Annotated in this window: 14 protein-coding genes; 9 read left to right on the forward strand and 5 right to left on the reverse strand. The window is 61.8% G+C overall.

Going from position 1 to position 17,980, the window contains the following annotated elements:
• The first annotated feature begins 5 nt into the window (after positions 1-5).
• The 4 genes from srlA to ptsP all read left to right on the forward strand — a co-directional run bounded on the left by srlA (position 6) and on the right by ptsP (position 4,337).
• Positions 6-767 carry a PTS glucitol/sorbitol transporter subunit IIC gene (srlA, locus tag ACFSOZ_RS33730; RefSeq protein WP_013892733.1) on the forward strand — a complete coding sequence of 254 codons (762 nt, stop codon included), beginning with the start codon at positions 6-8 and terminating at the stop codon, positions 765-767.
• A gap of 16 nt (positions 768-783) precedes the next feature.
• Positions 784-1,788 carry a PTS glucitol/sorbitol transporter subunit IIB gene (gene srlE / locus ACFSOZ_RS33735; protein WP_379105357.1) on the forward strand — a complete coding sequence of 335 codons (1,005 nt, stop codon included), beginning with the start codon at positions 784-786 and terminating at the stop codon, positions 1,786-1,788.
• A gap of 129 nt (positions 1,789-1,917) precedes the next feature.
• Entirely contained in the window at positions 1,918-2,298 is a 381-nt protein-coding gene (locus tag ACFSOZ_RS33740) for a PTS glucitol/sorbitol transporter subunit IIA (protein ID WP_379105359.1), read from the forward strand.
• Between the two features lie 56 nt (positions 2,299-2,354).
• Entirely contained in the window at positions 2,355-4,337 is a 1,983-nt protein-coding gene (gene ptsP, locus ACFSOZ_RS33745) for a phosphoenolpyruvate--protein phosphotransferase (RefSeq protein WP_379105361.1), read from the forward strand.
• 75 nt (positions 4,338-4,412) lie between these two features.
• On the opposite strand, the gene ACFSOZ_RS33750 is transcribed toward ptsP, so the two are convergent.
• Positions 4,413-5,249 (reverse strand): hypothetical protein, encoded by an 837-nt coding sequence (locus ACFSOZ_RS33750; protein ID WP_379105362.1) that lies wholly within the window; start codon positions 5,247-5,249, stop codon positions 4,413-4,415.
• 120 nt (positions 5,250-5,369) lie between these two features.
• Here ACFSOZ_RS33750 and ACFSOZ_RS33755 point away from each other — a divergent pair, with 120 nt between their 5' ends.
• Positions 5,370-6,395: a sugar-binding transcriptional regulator gene (locus tag ACFSOZ_RS33755; RefSeq protein ID WP_379105364.1), complete on the forward strand. Its 1,026-nt coding sequence runs from the start codon at positions 5,370-5,372 to the stop codon at positions 6,393-6,395.
• A 90-nt stretch (positions 6,396-6,485) separates the two neighbouring features.
• Positions 6,486-6,839 carry a cupin domain-containing protein gene (locus tag ACFSOZ_RS33760; RefSeq protein WP_379105366.1) on the forward strand — a complete coding sequence of 118 codons (354 nt, stop codon included), beginning with the start codon at positions 6,486-6,488 and terminating at the stop codon, positions 6,837-6,839.
• A 78-nt stretch (positions 6,840-6,917) separates the two neighbouring features.
• Here the strand turns inward: ACFSOZ_RS33760 and ACFSOZ_RS33765 are convergent, their stop codons facing one another.
• Positions 6,918-10,064: an efflux RND transporter permease subunit gene (locus tag ACFSOZ_RS33765; protein ID WP_379105368.1), complete on the reverse strand. Its 3,147-nt coding sequence runs from the start codon at positions 10,062-10,064 to the stop codon at positions 6,918-6,920.
• Entirely contained in the window at positions 10,061-11,224 is a 1,164-nt protein-coding gene (locus ACFSOZ_RS33770; protein WP_379105370.1) for an efflux RND transporter periplasmic adaptor subunit, read from the reverse strand. The genes ACFSOZ_RS33765 and ACFSOZ_RS33770 overlap by 4 nt, the downstream gene beginning before the upstream one ends.
• A 48-nt stretch (positions 11,225-11,272) precedes the next feature.
• Here ACFSOZ_RS33770 and ACFSOZ_RS33775 point away from each other — a divergent pair, with 48 nt between their 5' ends.
• Positions 11,273-11,503 (forward strand): cysteine rich repeat-containing protein, encoded by a 231-nt coding sequence (locus tag ACFSOZ_RS33775; RefSeq protein WP_379105372.1) that lies wholly within the window; start codon positions 11,273-11,275, stop codon positions 11,501-11,503.
• A gap of 87 nt (positions 11,504-11,590) precedes the next feature.
• Here ACFSOZ_RS33775 and ACFSOZ_RS33780 read toward each other — a convergent pair whose 3' ends face one another.
• Positions 11,591-12,205 carry a cytochrome b gene (locus tag ACFSOZ_RS33780; protein ID WP_379105374.1) on the reverse strand — a complete coding sequence of 205 codons (615 nt, stop codon included), beginning with the start codon at positions 12,203-12,205 and terminating at the stop codon, positions 11,591-11,593.
• 161 nt (positions 12,206-12,366) lie between these two features.
• Here ACFSOZ_RS33780 and ACFSOZ_RS33785 point away from each other — a divergent pair, with 161 nt between their 5' ends.
• Positions 12,367-14,298: a tetratricopeptide repeat protein gene (locus ACFSOZ_RS33785; RefSeq protein ID WP_379105376.1), complete on the forward strand. Its 1,932-nt coding sequence runs from the start codon at positions 12,367-12,369 to the stop codon at positions 14,296-14,298.
• Positions 14,299-14,432: 134 nt separating this feature from the next.
• Here ACFSOZ_RS33785 and ACFSOZ_RS33790 read toward each other — a convergent pair whose 3' ends face one another.
• On the reverse strand, positions 14,433-15,320 hold the full coding sequence (locus ACFSOZ_RS33790; RefSeq protein ID WP_379105378.1) for a metal-dependent phosphohydrolase: 888 nt from the start codon (positions 15,318-15,320) through the stop codon (positions 14,433-14,435).
• A 713-nt stretch (positions 15,321-16,033) separates the two neighbouring features.
• Here ACFSOZ_RS33790 and ACFSOZ_RS33795 point away from each other — a divergent pair.
• Positions 16,034-17,947, forward strand: a complete 1,914-nt coding sequence (locus ACFSOZ_RS33795; RefSeq protein WP_379105483.1) for a B12-binding domain-containing radical SAM protein — start codon at positions 16,034-16,036, stop codon at positions 17,945-17,947.
• Positions 17,948-17,980: the final 33 nt, after the last annotated feature.

The following is a 17,980-nucleotide window of genomic DNA, read 5'->3' on the forward strand; positions in this document are numbered from 1 at the left end:
GAGAAATGTCTGTATTTTCGTTGTTGGCGCAGCATGCCGACATGGCCGTGCACAATCTGCATGTCGCAGGTGCCATGGTCTCGGATGCTGCATTGCATGGCAAGCTCGCCGTCGAGCATGCTTCCGACCATCTCGTTGTCCTCGCACAGGCGGACAGCGGACCGATCACCGTCGATCAGTTCAAGGAAAAGCTGAAGGAAGTCCAGCAGGAAGAGCAACTCGGCTGGCTGACCGCCATCGGCAAATATTTTATCGGTATCTTCCAGAAGGGTGGCGAGGTCTTCGCCGGCTTCGTCACCGGCATCATTCCGACGCTGGTCGTGCTGATGACAGCCTTCTACGCCGTCACCGAGCTGGTCGGCGAAGAGCGCGTGCATGGTCTGGCGCGCGGCGCCGGCCGGATCGCGCTGACCCGCTATACGCTGCTGCCGCTGCTGGCGGTGTTCTTCCTCACCAATCCGATGGCCTATACGTTCGGATCGTTCCTGGAAGAAAAGCACAAGCCGGCCTTTTATGACGCGGCCGTGTCCTACGTGCACCCACCACTCGGCCTGTTCCCGCACATCAATCCCGGCGAATATTTCGTCTGGGGCGGCATTCTCGTCGCTTTGCTGGAGCTGGAAAAGAAGGGCGCCGTCGTCGCCGGCTACCACGTCAAGGTGGCGATCTGGTACGCCATCGTCGGCCTCGTCGTCATCCTGCTCAAGGGCATGCTGACCGAACGCATCACCGCCATCATGGCACGCCGCCAGGGCGTCGAGCTGTAAGGGCGGGGAGGACATCATGGCCAAGACATACAAAGCCGTACACATCTCCCGGGGCAAAACCGGTTGGGGCGGTCCGCTCGTGATCGAACCGACCGAACAGCGCAGCAAGGTTGTTTCCGTCACCGGTGGCGGCATTCATCCGGTGGCGCAGCTCATTGCCGACATGACCGGCGCCGAAGCCGTCGACGGTTTCAAGGCGCCGCCGATCGAAAGTGAGATGGCGGTTGTCGTCGTCGATTGCGGTGGCACCGCACGATGCGGCGTCTATCCGCGCAAGCGCATCCCGACCGTCAATCTGACGCCGGTCGGCCAGTCTGGGCCGCTTGCCCAGTTCATCACCGAGGACATCTACGTTTCGGGCGTGAAGCCGGCCAACGTCACAATGGCGGACGGATCCGAAGCGGTCACCACTGCCGGGGGAGCAGCATCGATGAGCTCAAGCAACAACAACGCGGCCGCGGCGCCGCAGCCGCTGCCAAGCGAAGGCGGTGTGATCGGCCTGATCAGCTCGATCGGCCGCGTCATGGGCCGTGTCGTCGGCATCTTCTTCAATGCCGGCCGCCGCACGATCGACCAGGTCGTCCGCAACGTGCTGCCGTTCATGGCCTTCGTGACCATGCTCATCGGTCTGATCCTGTACACCGGCATCGGTGACGTGCTGGCGCAGCCGATGGGTCCACTGGCCAACAACATCGTCGGCCTGCTGATCATCTCGGCGATCTGCGGCCTGCCGTTCCTGTCGCCCATCCTCGGGCCAGGCGCGGTCATCGCGCAGGTCATCGGCGTGGCCATCATCGGTCCGCAGATCGCCAACGGCACGATCTCGCCGGCAATGGCACTGCCGGCGCTGTTTGCCTACAATACCCAGGTGGGCTGCGACTTCGTTCCTGTCGGACTGGCGCTCGGTGAGGCCAAGCCGAAGACGATCGAGATCGGTGTTCCGGCGGTGCTCATCAGCCGCCAGATCATGGGTCCGGTCTCGGTGCTGATCGCCTGGATCGTCAGCCTGATCGTGTTCTGAAGCAATTCCGGGAAAAGTGTGAAACGGTTTTCCATCCGGAATTGCGTCAAAACAAAGAGATAGAGCGGTTCGCCGTTTCCGTGAAACGCTGAACTGCTCGCAGGGAAAATAGCAAATGAGGTTCGCCACATGACGGTTCTGTTGAGAACACGGGTCACTGCCATCGGACCCGAAGTGGCGGACCTTGCCGAAGGGGGCGTGGTCATCCTGTTTGCCGATGGCTCGCCGCCGGAGCTTGCCGAGGTTTCCGTGCTCCACAAGACGGAGCACGGACCCAGCGACGGCGCGCCTCAGAAGGGCGCGTCGATCACGCTTGGTCCCGTTGCCGCGACCATAACCGCGGTCGGGTCCAGCGCCTGGAGCAAGGTGCTGGAAATGGGCCATGTCGTCATCTCGTTCAACGGCGCCACCGAGGCCGAGAGGCCGGGCGAGATCTGCGCCTCGCAAGTCGATGGGCAAGCGCTCGTGGCTGCGCTCAAGACCGGCGCGATCATCACCATCGCCGCCTGACAGCATTCGCGCCGCGGCCTATGTTGGGAGCGGCGCTCAAAACCAGAGTATTTGCCATGGAACGCTCGACCATCGTCAGAGTGCATGAAGGTCTGCACGCCCGTCCCGCGACGCGGTTCGTCAAGCTCGCCAAGGGCTTCGAGTCCGATGTCGAACTGGTCAAGGACGGCAAGGCGGTCAGCGCCAAGAGTTCGGTCAAACTGATGCTGCTGGCGGTCAAGGAAAACCAGGAAGTCACCGTGCGGGCGAACGGCGCCGACGCCATCGAGGCCATCGAGGCCCTGATCGGCTATCTCGAAAACCCAAAGGCCGGCCTCGATGATGAAGCCGCCGAGACGCAGAGCCCGGCGAATGATGCCGGGCAGGACGGGGCGGCTGCGCCGGCGCCCGAACCCGCGGCATCTGGTGGAGCAAACGGCTTGCGTGGTGTTGCCGCAAGCGAGGGCGTCGCCATCGGGCCGGCCTTCGCGCATTTCCCGCCCGATATCGCCGGACAAGGCCGGATGTTGCAGGCCGAGGAGATCGCCGGCGAGATCGGCAGGTTCCGCGCCGCCGTCAGCGCCGTCCAGGCGCGCATGAACCGGGCATTGGCGCAGGACACTCTATCGGCCGGAGACCGCGGCATCATCGCCGCGCTCAGGGACATCGCCGCCGACGACAGCCTGACCGGGGAGGCCGAGGGCCTGATCAAGGGTGGCAACGACGCGGTTTCGGCCGTCATCACCGCCGCCTCCACCATCGCCGCCGATTTCAGCGCGGTCGACGATCACTATCTCAACGCGCGGGCGGACGACGTCCATGCGGTCGGGCGGCAAATCTGCCTGGTGTTGCTTGGGCAGGACGACGTCAGCCTCGAAACCATCCCTGAAGGCGCTGTCCTCATCGCCGACGACATCGGCGCCTGGGACCTGGCGCGCGCGCCGCTGAAGCGCATTGGCGGGGTGGTGTGCGGCCATGGCGGCGCCACCTCGCACATCGCCATCATCGCCCGCTCGCACGGCATTCCGGCGGTGCTCGGCCTCGGCGACCAGATCAATGCTCTGCGCACGGCGCGCGAAGTGGCGCTCGATGGCAACAGCGGCCGCGTGATCATCGACCCCGATGCGGCGACCCGCGCCGAATTCGCCGGCCGTGTCGAAGCGGCGGCAAAGGAGCGCGCCGGGCTGACCGTCTTCAAGAACGTGACGCCGAAGCTCGCCGATGGCACCGTGATCGAAGTTGCCGCCAATATCGGCTCGCTGGAGGAAATCGAGGCAGCGCAGGAGGCTGGTGCGATGGGCGTCGGCCTGTTCCGAACCGAGCTTCTGTTCATGCGCCATATGCACCTTCCCTCCGAAGACATGCAGGCCGAAACCTATGCGGCGCTGGCCAAGGCATTTGCGCCGTACCCGGTCATCGTGCGCACGCTCGACATCGGCGGCGACAAGCCGATCGCCGGCATCGAATTCCCCGACGAGGAAAACCCCTTTCTCGGCTGGCGCGGCATTCGCATGTGCCTCGACCGGCCCAACATCTTCAAGCGCCAGCTCAGGGCGCTGCTGCGGGCGGCCGTGCATGGCAACATCAAGGTCATGCTGCCGATGGTGGCCGACATCGGCGAAGTGAGGCAGACGCGGGTTCTGGTCGCGGAATGCGCGGCCGAGCTGAAAGCCGAGGGCGTGCCGCATGCGCCGTTCGACCTCGGGGTGATGATCGAAACCCCGGCCGCCGTGCTGATCGCCCCGGCTTTGGCAAAAGAGGTGGCGTTCTTCTCGATCGGCACCAACGACCTGACCCAGTACATCATGGCCGCCGACCGGCTCAACCCGACGGTGGCGAAGCTCAACGACGTCACCAATCCGGCCGTCATGATGGCGATCGAGCTGACGGCGAAAGCCGGCGTCGCCGCCGGCATCATGGTCGGCATGTGCGGCGAGGCGGCCGGCCGGCCCGATCTCATTGCGACGTTCGTGAAGATGGGGTTGACCGAGCTCAGCATGAGCCCGGCCTCGATCCAGCGCGCCAAGAAGACGATCATGGCCCTGGCGGCTGGGGAATAGATCTCCGCTGCCGCTTTGTTTTGTTTTGCGCAGCTCCGGAAGGAAATTCGCTTTCCTGGAATTGCTCGAGCGGGTTTACGGCAAGTGGGCAAGCAAGGTGGCGAAGACAGGTGTCAGTTCATCGAGGGCGTTCGCCTTGGCGCAGGCCTGAACAATGCGATCATGACGAATATCGGCTGCCAGGATCGCAATCTCCAGCATATCCGGCTCCGGCAACCCGTCCCTGCCGGTGGTTGCCAGGCCGCAGGCCAGAACGAGCGGCGCCAGGCAGTTGATGTCGAGCGCCCGGTCGCCAATCGCCGGCGTTTCCGGCGCCGTTTCGGCAAAGCGGACGGGACGCTGGGCGAGACACTCGACCAGCAGCGCCGAACAGGTGGCCGCGATCGCCTCCAGTCCAGCACCCGGCGCGGTCAAGGCCGCCAGCAGATCGCCATGCCGTTTGCGCATCGTGGCATGGACCGCGGCGAAATCGGCTTCGTGGATGCGGGCGTTTTCGATCTTCAGGCCTGCAAGCACCGCCTTGGTCAGATAGTACATGTCGCGCCGGAACAGGCGCTCCGCGCTCAACTGCCGCTCTTGGTTCCCGGCCGGGAAATAGGTCCCAAGGCCTTTTACGGTCGTACCGTCGACCTTTATCGGGCGTTCACGCGGAACAAAGGATTCGGCGATCGACAGCGCTTCGTCGACGGCGCTCGCGGCATGGCTGAGCAGCTCTTCGATGCCTTTGCCGGGAAACGGCGGCAGATGGCTGGTGGCTTCGCGCAAGACACTGGCGTCGCCAGTGCCGTCATGGCGGCTCTGGCGGATCACATCGCGGACTTCCCGCAACCGGTCCTTCAGATTGACGCGGACGTCTTCGGAGATTTGTCGCAGCATGGCGATCGCCTCGAAATTCGTGCGGGTGGCCGCCAACAGGGCTCCGGCCACCACCTCTACATTGTTCCTATCGATTGGTAGATCAATAGGGGATATTAGACCAGCAGGCAGAATCGGCGACAGCGCGCTCGTCCATCGCCGCGGGGGAGGGATAGATTGGGCAGGCGACGACAGGGCGAAACCGAAAACAGTCGCGGTAGAAGCGAGACGCCCGAGCAGGTCGCGAGCGAAAGCCGGACGGATCGCCTCAGGATTCGCGCCGCCTGGATGTATTTCGTAGAGCAGATGACGCAGAACGAGATCGCCGACGTGCTCGGCGTTGGCCGCGTGACCATCGTGCGCATGCTGGCGGATGCCCGTTCACGCAACGAGGTGAAGATCAGCATCGAAAGCGAATTGTCGGAGATCGTGCGGCTGGAGCGCGCGCTTGAAAAGACCTTCGGGCTGCAGCAGGCGCTGGTGGCGCCGCTTTCCACGCCAGACGCCGATCCGGTACCGGCAATCAGTGCCAAGACCGGCAGTTTCCTGTCCGACACGATGAAATCCGGCATGCGCGTCGGCGTCGGCTGGGGTCGGACGCTGTTTTCGAGCCTGCCCTTCATCAGCGCCAAGTCGCTCAGCGACTTCAAGGTCATTTCGCTGCTCGGCGGTGTCGGCGTCGTGCGTCGATTCAACCCGGCCGAGTTCGCCTGGCGCTTCGCCCAAATCTTCCAGGGCGACGGCTATCTGATCCCGACGCCGGCCGTCGTCGACAGCGTCGAGACCAAGATCGCGCTGGTCGAGCGCTGCGGCCTGCAGGAGGTTTTTGAAATGGCCAACGTGCTGGATGCCGTTCTGCTGAGCGTCGGCGGCATCGCCTCGGCCACCACCTTCTCTCGCGGCGGCTTTCTCAAGGAAGCGGATCGGGAGGCCCTGCTTGCGCGTGGCGCCGTTGGCGACCTTCTGTTCCATTTCTTCGACCGCAATGGCGATCTGGTCGACCATCCCGTCAACAGCCACGTGATGTCGGTGGATGTCGACCGTCTGCGCAAGGCGCCGATCCGCATCCTCACCTCCGGCGGTGCGGAGAAGACCGAGGCGCTGCTCGGCGCCATGACCCTGATCGCGCCGACGATCCTGATCACCGACGAGGAAAGCGCGCGGCGCATGCTTGAGGCTCACGCGGCGCAAGGCTCGCCATGAGCCCGCGCCGGTTGCCCGGACCAGGGCCATCGGCTATCTGACCGTCCAGACACCTGACGCCTGAACGACCAATCAAACGGAGCCACAGATATGACCGACAAGACGATCCTCAAATTCGGCGCCGTCGAAAACGCGGAAGCCGGCGATCTGGCCGGCTGGGTCGTGGTCGAAGGCAAGCCGACCATGAAAACCGCCGTCCAGCACACGACCGAAGACGGCAAGGTGCTGTCGGGCACGTGGCAGGCGACGCCCGGCACCTATCATGCGACCTACTCCGACTACGAGTTCGTGCACATGATCGCCGGCCGCATCATCATCACCCCCGACGGCGGCGCACCGGTCGAGGTCGGTCCCGGCGATGCCTTCGTGGTGGAAGCCGATTTCAAGGGAACGTGGAAGATCATCGAGCCGGTGACCAAGCATTTTGTCGTCAGGGTCGGCTGAGGCTGCCGGTTCGCGTGGGCCGTTGGTGGTTGACGCCTAGGCATGCCGGCGCGCCACCTGGCTTTGATTGTACCGCCACTAGAGGAGCGTTGGAGTAGCCTCGTTCTTCTTCTGGCGTCTGGAGCGCAGTTCCTCCAATCGTTGCAGGATGACGAAAAAGGATGGCACGAAAAGAATTGCCAGGCAGGTCGAAGCGAGCATGCCTGAAAAGACCGTGATACCGATCGACTTCCGCGCGCTGGCACCGGCGCCGGTTGCAAATACCAGCGGCGCCACGCCGAGGATGAAGGCAAACGATGTCATTAGAATGGGCCGGAAGCGGGCACGTGCGGCATCGATCGCCGATTCGACGATAGGTGCGCCGGCGGCACGCAATTCGCGTGCGACCTCGACGATCAGAATCGCATTCTTGGCTGACAGCGCGATGAGCAAGATAAGGCCGATCTGGACATAGAGATTGTTGTCGATGCCAAGGCCATTGAGTACCAGGACTGGCCCCACCAGAGACAGCGGCGCGGCTAGCAGGATTGAGATCGGAGCGAGCCAGCTCTCGTATTGGCCGGCAAGGACCAGGTAGACAAGCAACAGCGCCATTCCGAACACCAGGTAAATCTGATTGGCAACAAGCTTCTCCTGGAAAGACAGGGCAGTCCAATCGAAGCCAGTACCGGGCGGAAGGCTATCCGCTACGATCTCCTCCATCAGCTTGATCGAATCACCTGACGAAAAGCCCGCGGCGGGCACGCCCACGATCGACGCGGCGGGGTAGAGATTGTACAGGCTGATCAGCGATGGACCGACGCTGGGTTCAATCGTCAACACGGTTCCGAGTGGGATCATGTCTCCGTTATTGTTGCGGACGGTAAGGCGGCCGATTTCCTCCGGCGTCAACCGGAACTGGGCGTCAGCCTGCACATAGATCTGGAAGACACGCCCGAACTTGTTGAACTGGCTGACGTAGCTCGAGCCGAGATAACCGGCGAGCGTCTGGAACACCTGGTCCGTGGTCAGGCCGAGGGCCTGCACCTTGTCGCGGTCGATCTCGGCCTTGTACTGCGGGACGTTGGCGCGGAACGATGACGAGACCCGTTGGATGCCCGATTGCGTCTCAGCCTTGCTTACCACCGCCCTGACGGTGCTTTGGAGCTTCGAGAGGTCGAAACTGCCATCGCGGAGTTCGATCTGCAGTGTGAAGCCGGCGGCGTTGCCGATGCCCTGGATGGGTGGCGGGGGAAGCACCAGAACAAGCCCGTCGGCCATGGCCGACAGATTCTTGTTGAGAGCGGCGTAGAGCGAAGCGAGGTCCTCGCTCTTGCCGCGTAGACCCCAGTCCTTGAGAATGATGTAAGCAACGCCTGCGTTGGCGAGCGTTGAATTGTTGTCGAGGGCCGAAAGCCCGGCGATGGTGACCACCGTCTCCACGCCAGGTGTGGCCTTGGCGATCTTTGAAACCTGCTGCAGCGTTTCCTGGGTGCGGCCAAGCGAGGCGCCGTCAGGCAGTTGAACCGCGGCCAGCAGATAACCCTGGTCTTCGATAGGGATGAAACCGGTGGCTACGCGCGACATGCCGTAGCCAGCCGCGCCGATGATCATGAGTGCGATCACGCCCGTTACGGCGCTATGACGCGCCATCATTCCGATCAACCGGGCGTAGGCATTCTCGGCACGCTGGTAGGCCGCATTGAAGCCGCGCGCGAGGACATTGCGCTGGTCCGGTGGTACGGGACGCCTAAGCCATGTCGCGCATTGCGTTGGCTTCAATGTCGCGGCGTTGACCGCGCTGATCAACGCGGTCGCCGCGATCACGAGCGCGAATTGCGCGTACATCCGGCCCGTAAGGCCGGGAAGGAAGGCCGCCGGCAGGAACACCGCCAGCAGCACCAGCGTGATACCGATGATCGGCGCAAACAGTGTCTTCATGGCGGCAATGGCGGCATCGTGGCTCGACATGCCGCGTTCCATGTTGTGGGCGGCCCCCTCGACCACGACTATGGCGTCATCGACGACGATGCCTATGGCGAGCACGATGGCGAACAAGGTGGAAAGGTTGACCGAGAAGCCGAGCGCCGCCATCGCAGCGAACGCGCCAATGATGGTGACCGGTACGGTCGTGGCCGGAACCAGCATCGCCCGCCAATCCTGCAGGAAGACGAGGATGACGATCAAGACCAGCACCGCCGCCTCAAACAAAGTCTTGTAGACCTCGTTGATCGCCTGGCTGACGAAATTCGTAGTGTTGAACGGTATCGCGTAAACTATGCCTTGCGGGAAGGCACGCGCCAGTTCCTCCATCCTGGACGCGACCCTCTTGGCCACATCGAGCGCGTTCGCGCCGGGTGCCAGAAAGATAGCCATGCCGGCGGCCTGCTGGCCGTCGAGGTTGAAGAACTGTCCGTAGGTCTGCGCACCGAGCTCAACCCGCCCGACATCGCGAACACGCGTCAGGTCACCATTGGCGCCCGTCTTGACCACGACGGCGCCGAACTGGTCCGGATCGTCAAGGCGGCTGGACACTTCGATCGAGTATTGGAAGGACTGGTTGTCGGGCGCCGGCGGGGCGCCGATCTGACCTGCTGTGACCTGTTCGCTCTGCTGTTGAAGTGCTTGAACGATATCTTGCGTGGTCAGGCTGCGCGCCAACATCTTTTCGGGATCGAGCCAGACCCGCATGGAATATTGACCCGCGCCGAATACGCTGACATTGCCGACGCCAGGCAACCGCGAGATTTCGTCTCTAAGGCTGATCGTCGCGTAGTTGCTGAGATAGAGGCTGCCATATTTCCCGTCAGGCGAGGTCAACGTCACGATCTCGAGGATGGAGGTCGACTTCTTCTGCACGTTGACGCCCTGCACCTGCACTGGTTGGGGTAGCCCGGCCATGGCGGCAGAGACCCGGTTCTGAACAAGCACCTGGGCAAGGTCGAGATCTGTACCGATGGCAAAAGTTACGGTCAGGTTGTAGCTGCCGTCGGAGGCGGCGAAGGACTGCATGTAGAGCATGTTCTCGACGCCGTTGACTTGCTGCTCGATCGGCAGGGCTACGGTGTCGATGACCGTGCGCGCGCTGGCGCCCGGATAACGGGTGGTAACCGAAACGGTCGGTGGAACCACATCGGGATACTGCGCTACCGGCAACGTAAAGAGCGAGACGACGCCAATGACGACCATAAGAACGGCTATGACGTTCGCCAGGACGGGCCGTTCGATGAAGAACTTGGAGATCATTGGCCAGCGCCGTTGGCCGGAGTTGCCTCGAGGGTCTTCACCGTCGGTTCGATCTTCTGGCCGGGCACGGCCGTCAACATGCCAGATATGACGACGCGGTCATCCGCTGTCAGGCCGGAGGTAATGACGCGCAACTCGCCGACCAGTTGGCCGATCTCGACGCTACGCTGCTCGATTGTGTCGTCCTTTCCGGCGACGAGCACGTAGCGGCCGCTCTGGTCGCTGCTGATCGCACGATCCGGTACGAGCAGCATGTCCGGCTGCTCGCCGAGTGGAATGCGCAGTCGGACGAAATAACCAGGCAGCAGCGTATTGTCCTTGTTTTCCAAAACGGCGCGAACCAGAAGCGTACCCGTGGAGGAAGATACCTGAGGCGCCGCATAGTCGAGCGTTCCCTTGTGCGGATATCCGGTCTCGGTCTGCAGTCCGACATCCACCGCTATCTTCTTGAGATTCTGCATTGTCAGACCACGCTTGGCCATTTCGACCCTGATCCGCTGCACGTCCTGCTCACTGACATTGAAATTGACGTATATCGGATCCATCTGGACGATCGTTGCGAGGTCGGAAACGCTGCCAGTGGCCACGAACTGCCCGACGGATACCTGGCGGGCGGTGACGATGCCGTCGAATGGCGCCTTGACTTCGGTGTAGCTCAGGTTGAGCTGGGCTTGCTTGACGTCAACGGCGTTCTGCTGCTGCTTGGCCACGTCGACCGCAGCGGCAGCGGCGGCCTGGTCCGCCGTCGAAGCCGAAATCACCTTCTGCGCGAGCAACTCCTGCTGTCGCTTCAGGTCGGCGCTTGACTGTTTGACCGAGGCGTCGGCCGACGTCTGTCCTGCCTGTGCCTGTTCAAGTGCCAATTGGTAAGGTTCAGGCTCGATGAGGAACAGTCGGGTGCCCGCTTTGACGCTGTCGCCGTCCTTGTAGTCTATTTCTTGAATGAAGCCCGCTACCCGGGCAACCAATGGCGTCAAATTGACGGCGGCCGTGTTCCCCGTCGCGTTGAGATAAGGCGTTACCGCCTGCTTGAGCGGTAGCGCCACGTCAACCTTGGGCGGCGGCGGCGGAACATAGGCATTTTGCTTGTTGCATGCTGAAAGCAGCGCCGTCACCGTAAGCAAGGTTACGGCCAACGCAATGCGCGATACCAAAAGCATTTGACCCCTCTCAACACTTCACGGTATTTTGATTGGAGGTTAGCTATTTTGGAGGGATTTGTCATGCGAATTGCCTTGAGCGTGGTTTTCCTAGCCGTTCAGGTGGTTGCGGCTCAGGCGCAGACAGCGGCCGAACGTGAGGCTTGCCAGGCAAACTTCGAAAAGTTCTGCAAAGGCGTGGTGCCAGGTGGCGGCCGCGTCATTCAATGTCTGACGGAGCATTTCAGCGAGCTGACGCCGGAATGCCAAAAGGTCGTCAAGGCGAACACACCTGGTTAGGAACGCGCGGTGCTCTCCTCCGAGGTGAACTGACGAGCGATGGGCGAAATGACCAGAAAGGTCACATCAGGTCCATTTGTGGGAGGGTCATGGGAGGTTGCGTGAGCTGCCGGCATCATCGTCGACCGCAAACTGTGCTTTCTCATCCCGCGAAGCGATGTCCTGCCGTCCAAAGACCATGGTGCGCATGACACCGTCGCGCAGCAGCACGAAATGCACAAGCGCTGCCAAGGTGTGAACGCCGACCAATCCAAGCATGATCCAGACCAGCTTTGCGTGGACGAACGCGAAACCCCTAGCCGACAGCGCGCCGACGGATGGCGCCAACGGGACAGGCAAGCTCCCGAAAAGCCGTGCCGGAGGCATGAAAGGCATTGGCCGGTAGCCTAGCCATCCCGTTGTGAGCACAGCAAGAATCATGACGTAGAGCAACATGTGGAAGAAAGTCGTCGCAAACCGCACGGACCGTGAGGTTTGCCTGACAGGGGGCTGGGTGAAGATGCGCCAGCAAAGCCTGAGCACGATGATGGCAAGGATCGTCACGCCGATCGACATGTGGAGCGGAAGCCAGTTCATCATCGCCATCCCCGGCCGGTTCATCGGTCCGAAGGCAACAGTAATCTGCGCCGCGAGTGCGATCACGGTCAGCCAGTGCAACAGACGAACGCCGAAATGCCAGCGCAGGCGAGGGCTCTCTCTCACCTCTGAGGCCCGACAGCTATGGAATGCGCGCGCGAGGGTGTGATGGTTTCGTGCTCTCCAACGACCTGATAGCCGGTATTCTTCCTCTGGTCGGCGAAAAGCTGCTTGCGACGCGGGGAAACTGCTAAGGTATGCCTCCGAAACAAGCGGGGCAACCGAGTATGGAACGCCGCCTGACCGCAATTTTGGCCGCCGACGTGGTCGGCTATTCCAAGCTGATGGGGCTTGACGAAGCCGGCACGCTGTCGGCGCTCAAGACGCATCGGCGCGAGATGGCCGACGGCAAGATCGCCGAACACCAGGGTCGCATCGTCAAGCTCACCGGCGACGGGATGCTTGTCGAGTTCCCCAGCGTGGTGAACGCGGTGGCGTGCGCCGCTGACATCCAGCGCCGAATGCGCGAGCGCAATGTCGACGTGCCGGAGGAGCGCCGCATCGAATTCCGCATCGGCGTCCATCTCGGCGACATCATCTTCGAGGACAACGACATCTATGGCGACGGCGTCAACATCGCGGCGCGCATCGAAAGCATCGCCAAGCCCGGCGGCGTCGCGGTGTCCGGCTCGGTCCGCGATAATGTCGGCAACCGGCTCGATCTCTCCTTCGAGGACACCGGCGAGCAGATGCTGAAGAACATCGACCGGCCGGTTCGAGTCTACAATGTTGACCTCTTCGCCGGCGCTCCGCCGCCGCGCGTGACGAACGGCGCGGCGTCGCCCAAGCCAGCGCCGGCGAAGGAAAAACCGTCGATCGCTGTGCTGCCGTTCAACAACATGAGCGGCGACCCGGAGCAGGAGTATTTCTCCGACGGCATCACCGAAGACATCATCACCGACCTGTCGAAGATCTCCGGCCTGTCGGTGATCGCCCGCAATTCGGTGTTCACCTACAAGGGCAAGTCCGTCGACGTGCAGGAGGTCAGCCGGCGCTTCAATGTCGCAACGGTGCTTGAAGGCAGCGTCCGCAAGGCCGGCCAGCGCGTGCGCATCACCGCGCAGCTGATCGACGGCAAGGACGGCACGCATCTGTGGGCCGATCGTTACGACCGCGACCTGACTGACATCTTCGCGATTCAGGACGAGATCACAAAAACGATCGTCGACCAGCTCAAGGTCAGGCTGCTGCCGGAAGAGAAGAAGGCGATCGAGGCGTCGCCGACCGAGAGTGTCGAGGCTTACACCTACTATCTGAGAGGCCGTGAGTTTTTCCACCGCGGCACAAAGCTGAACTACCGGCTCGCCAGACGGATGTTCACGATGGCGCTCGAGCTCGACCCGCTCTATGCGCGCGCCTATGCCGGCAGCGCCGATTGCGACTCCTTTCTGTTCCTCGACTACAGCGAGGAGGTGTCGCTCGACGGCATACTGGCCAACGCCGCCAAGGCGCTCGAGATCGAAAGCGGACTGGCCGAAGCGCATGCCTCGCGCGGACTGGCCCTCTCGGTCGGCCAGCGGTACGACGAAGCGGACCGAGAATTCGAGCAGGCGATCGCGGGCAATCCCAACCTGTTCGAAGCCCACTATTTCTACGCCCGCAGCTGTTATGCGCGGGGAAAGCTCGAAAAGGCCGCCGTCCACTGGGAGCGCGCCGCCGAGATAGACCCCAACGATTACCAATCCATGCTTCTGCTGATTCAGATCTATCGCACGTTGGGACGGCATGAGGAACAAGGGGAGACGGCTCGCAGGGGTGTTGAACGAGCCGAGCGCGAGTTTGCAAGGAATCCGGAAAATCCCCGGCCTGCCTACCTCGGCGCCAATGCGCTCGCCGGACTTGGCGAGTTCGATCGGGCGAAGGAGTGGGCCGCGCGCGCTTTCGCGATCGACCCCGACGATGTCCTGACCCAATACAACCTTGCTTGCTTCCACTGCTTCCTCGGTGATTTCGACCGGGTATTCGACATGCTCGAAAGGGTGATGCCGCGCGCCAACCACGAAATGAAAGCGTGGGTTCTGCAAGACTCGGATTTTGATCTGCTGCACAGCCTTCCGCGCTGGCAGACGGTGCGGGAGCTTGCGAGTAGCAATGGAACGCCGCCTGACCGCAGTATTGGCCGCCGACGTGGTCGGCTATTCCAGGCTGATGGGGCTTGACGAAGCCGGAACGCTATCGGCGCTCAAGACGACGGCGAGACCCACTCCCAGTCCATCGCTGGTTCGCTGCATGCCTGGTGAATGCAACCTCTGCCCGCTTGGCATTGGCGGAAAGAGGAAACAATCCCGGGCTCTTAAGTTACCACCGAAAGGCTCGCCGAGGTCGGCTGTGACACGCCGGGGAACGGCCCGATCCTGGCCGAGCGATGCCCGGACTGGAAGAGGTTGCTGTGGAGGTTGGCGATCCACTGCTTGCCTTCCGTCGTCAGCTCCAGATAGCGGATCGCGTCGCCGATATAGGGCTCGACCTGCAGCGTGAAGAAATCAGTGAAGATGGCGCCGAGATCGGCGGCGGTCTTGCAGCCGAGCTTTTCCACCATCCCGATCTCAGAGAACTCGGCAAACAGCGCCGGCAGCTTGCGGTGGTAGAAGGGATCAGCGAGCTGGCCGATCAGGTCCGCGGCCCTGACCAGCGCCGGCTCGGTGTTGGTGACCTGGTAGGCCGGATCGTTCGGCACCGGAAAGCGCGTCATCTCGATCGCCTCGACAATGCGCTCCTCGTTGATGAACTTCGAGGAAGCAAAACGTTGGCGCGCATAGATCTTGGCGCGCTCGATATGATAGGGCGCAAGCACCGCGTCGGAGGTGCCGCGCGGTGGCGTATAGCGGTCGCCGGCCTCGTTAATGACGAAGCTATCCTCGGTGTCGCCCGGGCACACGCCGTGCACCATGCCAATGTCGTGGACAAGCAGCGCGCAGGTATAATGCAGCCAGTCATCGGGGGTCAGGGATTCCGAAAGCAGCCGGCCGCGGATGATCTGCTGGCCCGCGAGCGTAACCATCAGCGTGTGCTCGATGTTGTGATAGAGGGCGTTCGAATTGCCGATGCGCTCCAGGACAAGGCGGGCCGCCCCGCCTATGTAGCTCGCATATTCCGGATTGCGATGCGAGAAATACTGGAGATAGAGTTCTGACAGATGATCGCCGAGCCGGTCGGCCATGATGGAGATTGGATTGAGCATGACAATCGTTCCTGACCGCTTTGAAGCATGACAAGTCGCGCCGCGCGGCGGCCATCCTAGCACGTTTCCGGCGTGGATTTTATCTTAGGACCAAAGGCCACCCACCGCCGGTCCGCTGCATGCCTGGTCGATCTTTCTTGGTATTGGAACGGTGACCTGACTTTGGAAAAATCTCGGGGCCAGAACTACGGTTCACCGTTTCTCCTCGAAACGAGGCATGATGAGATAGACTGCAATGCTCAAGGACTGGCATCGCATCGCAACCTCTACGATCGATGTGCACACCTGTGTTTGGCGCCGTCGTCTGAGTGGTGCACTAGAAAGTTTTAAAGAAAAATTGAGACAATTATTATTTGCGTCTTTGGATATAATCTCGACATCACCTTGGAATTATTTGACCAGAGATCGAGTCTAATATAAGGTTATATTTCAAGATTAAAGTAGCGATATTGCGCTCGCTTTCGACGACCAATTCGGATCGCCCATGGCGATTGCGTCCGTTACTGCGCTGAGATGACAAGTAAGAAATTGGTCGGGCCGGACCTTGCGAAGTGGGGCCGGTGCGATTGTGCCTGAAGTGAAGCCGTCATTGCTCGTGGCTTGCGCGGATGAAAATACTCCTGACGTCGATCTCCATAGAGTTCCCCCTTGCGACCTATGGCCTTGCCGCCGAATTGCGGGGTAACAGCCAGCTCGGCGCCTGCCAGGTGGAAATGATCGACCTCGATTGGGCGCGCCTTTCCCACTACGAGCGCAAGAACTCGGAAATCTGGCGCTACCTGGCGAAAATCGATGCCGTGAAGCCCGACATAATCTGCTTCTCGATCTATCTGTGGAACAACCTCGCCTACCGCGAGCTTGCCGCGATCACCCGAAGGCTGTTTCCGGCGATCAAGATCGTCGCCGGCGGGCCTGAATTGGCGACGCCCGAGGCGGCGGAGCCCTGGCTTGCCTCCCGCGACGTGGACGTGGTGGTGCGGGGTGAGGGCGAACGGACCCTCGGCGAGGTTGTCTTGCGAACTGCGGAGAAAGACTCTCCGCGCGGTATCCCAGGCACGAGTTTTCTCGGCGGCGGTCTCGTCGTACACGAAAAACCAAGCGCACCCATCCGGGCACTGGACGAGCTTGAATCGCCCTTCCTATCGGGCACTGTTCCAATCCAGCTGTTTGACCGGTCGGGTGCCTCGCTGGCGCGCTATCCCAGAGTTCTGCTGGAGACTTATCGCGGCTGCTACATGAAGTGCGCCTATTGCCAATGGGGCAACGGATCAAACACGCGCTTTGCCTTTCCAATGGATCGCCTGCACCGAGAGCTCACCTGGCTTCTCTTGCACAATGTCGGCGCCATTTTCATCATTGACGCCATGTTCGGATACAAGAAGCAAGGCGCGATCGAGCTGCTCGAATATATCGTTCAGGAGAAAAAGCGGCTCGGAGCCTCGACAAAATTCAACGTCTATCACAATCAGGATTTTTTCGACGACCGGCTGTTCGACCTCTACCGCGAAGCTGACGTCCATGTGGAGATCGACCTCCAGAGCACCAATCCGGATGTGCTCGAAAAGCTTGGGCGCGGACGTTGGAAGACCGACAGCTTCGAGCGCCACTTGGCGGCGATCCAGAAAAAGAATGTTCCGACGACGGGTGCGGCGGACCTCATCATCGGCATACCGGGCGACAATCTGAAATCGTTCGAGGATTCCGTGGACTACCTGTTGGGCAAGCACATGCGGGTCAATCTCTACCAGGCCTCCATTCTGCCCGACACGGACTGGGCGCGGCGGGCAGGCGATCGCAAGACGGTGCACTCGCCCTTGCCGCCGCGCGCGATCTTCAAGAGCGGCGACTTCCCCCTCCACGATATGATCGCGGCGCGGCTGATCGGCCACGGGACCGATTTCTTCAACAGCTTTCCCCACACTGCCGCGCTGCTCTCGAAAGGCTGGTTCGAGCGTCCCGTCGATCTTTGCAGAGCGCTGGGCGCTCTTGTCTTCAGAAACCACGACCTCATGTATGGCGAGAGCCATCAATACGAGGGCGTGATGCAGACCTATCTTTCAAGTTTGCCCGACACCATTAGGTCACTGTGCCCTGACGAACGAAAGGCCGAGATCCTGGTTGAACTTGCCAGCTTCGAAGGCATCCTCGCGGCTCTGAAATGGAAGCGGGGCGGCATCGTCCTGTCCCCAGTCCGAGGCTGGCATGTCGAAGCGGACCAATGGCTGGCGCAGACGCCGCTCTATCGACGGGAGGGCGTGACAGAAATGGAATTCCGCTTCGCCGTCGGCCAGCTTGCCATGGACTGCGACCGGCTGCCCGACCCGGCGCTCCTGGATTCGGTCGCAGAGCGGCGCCACGCGCTCCTGTTCTTCAACGATGGTCGGCCACGCCATTTCATGATCGACACCGGTTTCACCGCACCCTTGCTACGCCGCCTCAATGGCTATTTCACCGTCGCGGAGGCGCTCGCGAATCTCGCGGTTCCCCTTCCGGACATGGCGCCTGTCTGGACGATCCTGTCGCTGCTGTCGGAGGCGGGCCTGATCGTACCCGGTCATCCGGAGACCCAGATCGGGCACAGGGCGCCTAAGGCCGGTCCGGTACTTGCCCTGGCGGCGACCGCGTAGCGTGGCCAACAAAGGCGAAATTGCTCCAGGTCA

Source organism: Mesorhizobium newzealandense, from assembly GCF_042682145.1.
Taxonomy (GTDB): Bacteria; Pseudomonadota; Alphaproteobacteria; order Rhizobiales; family Rhizobiaceae; genus Mesorhizobium; species Mesorhizobium newzealandense.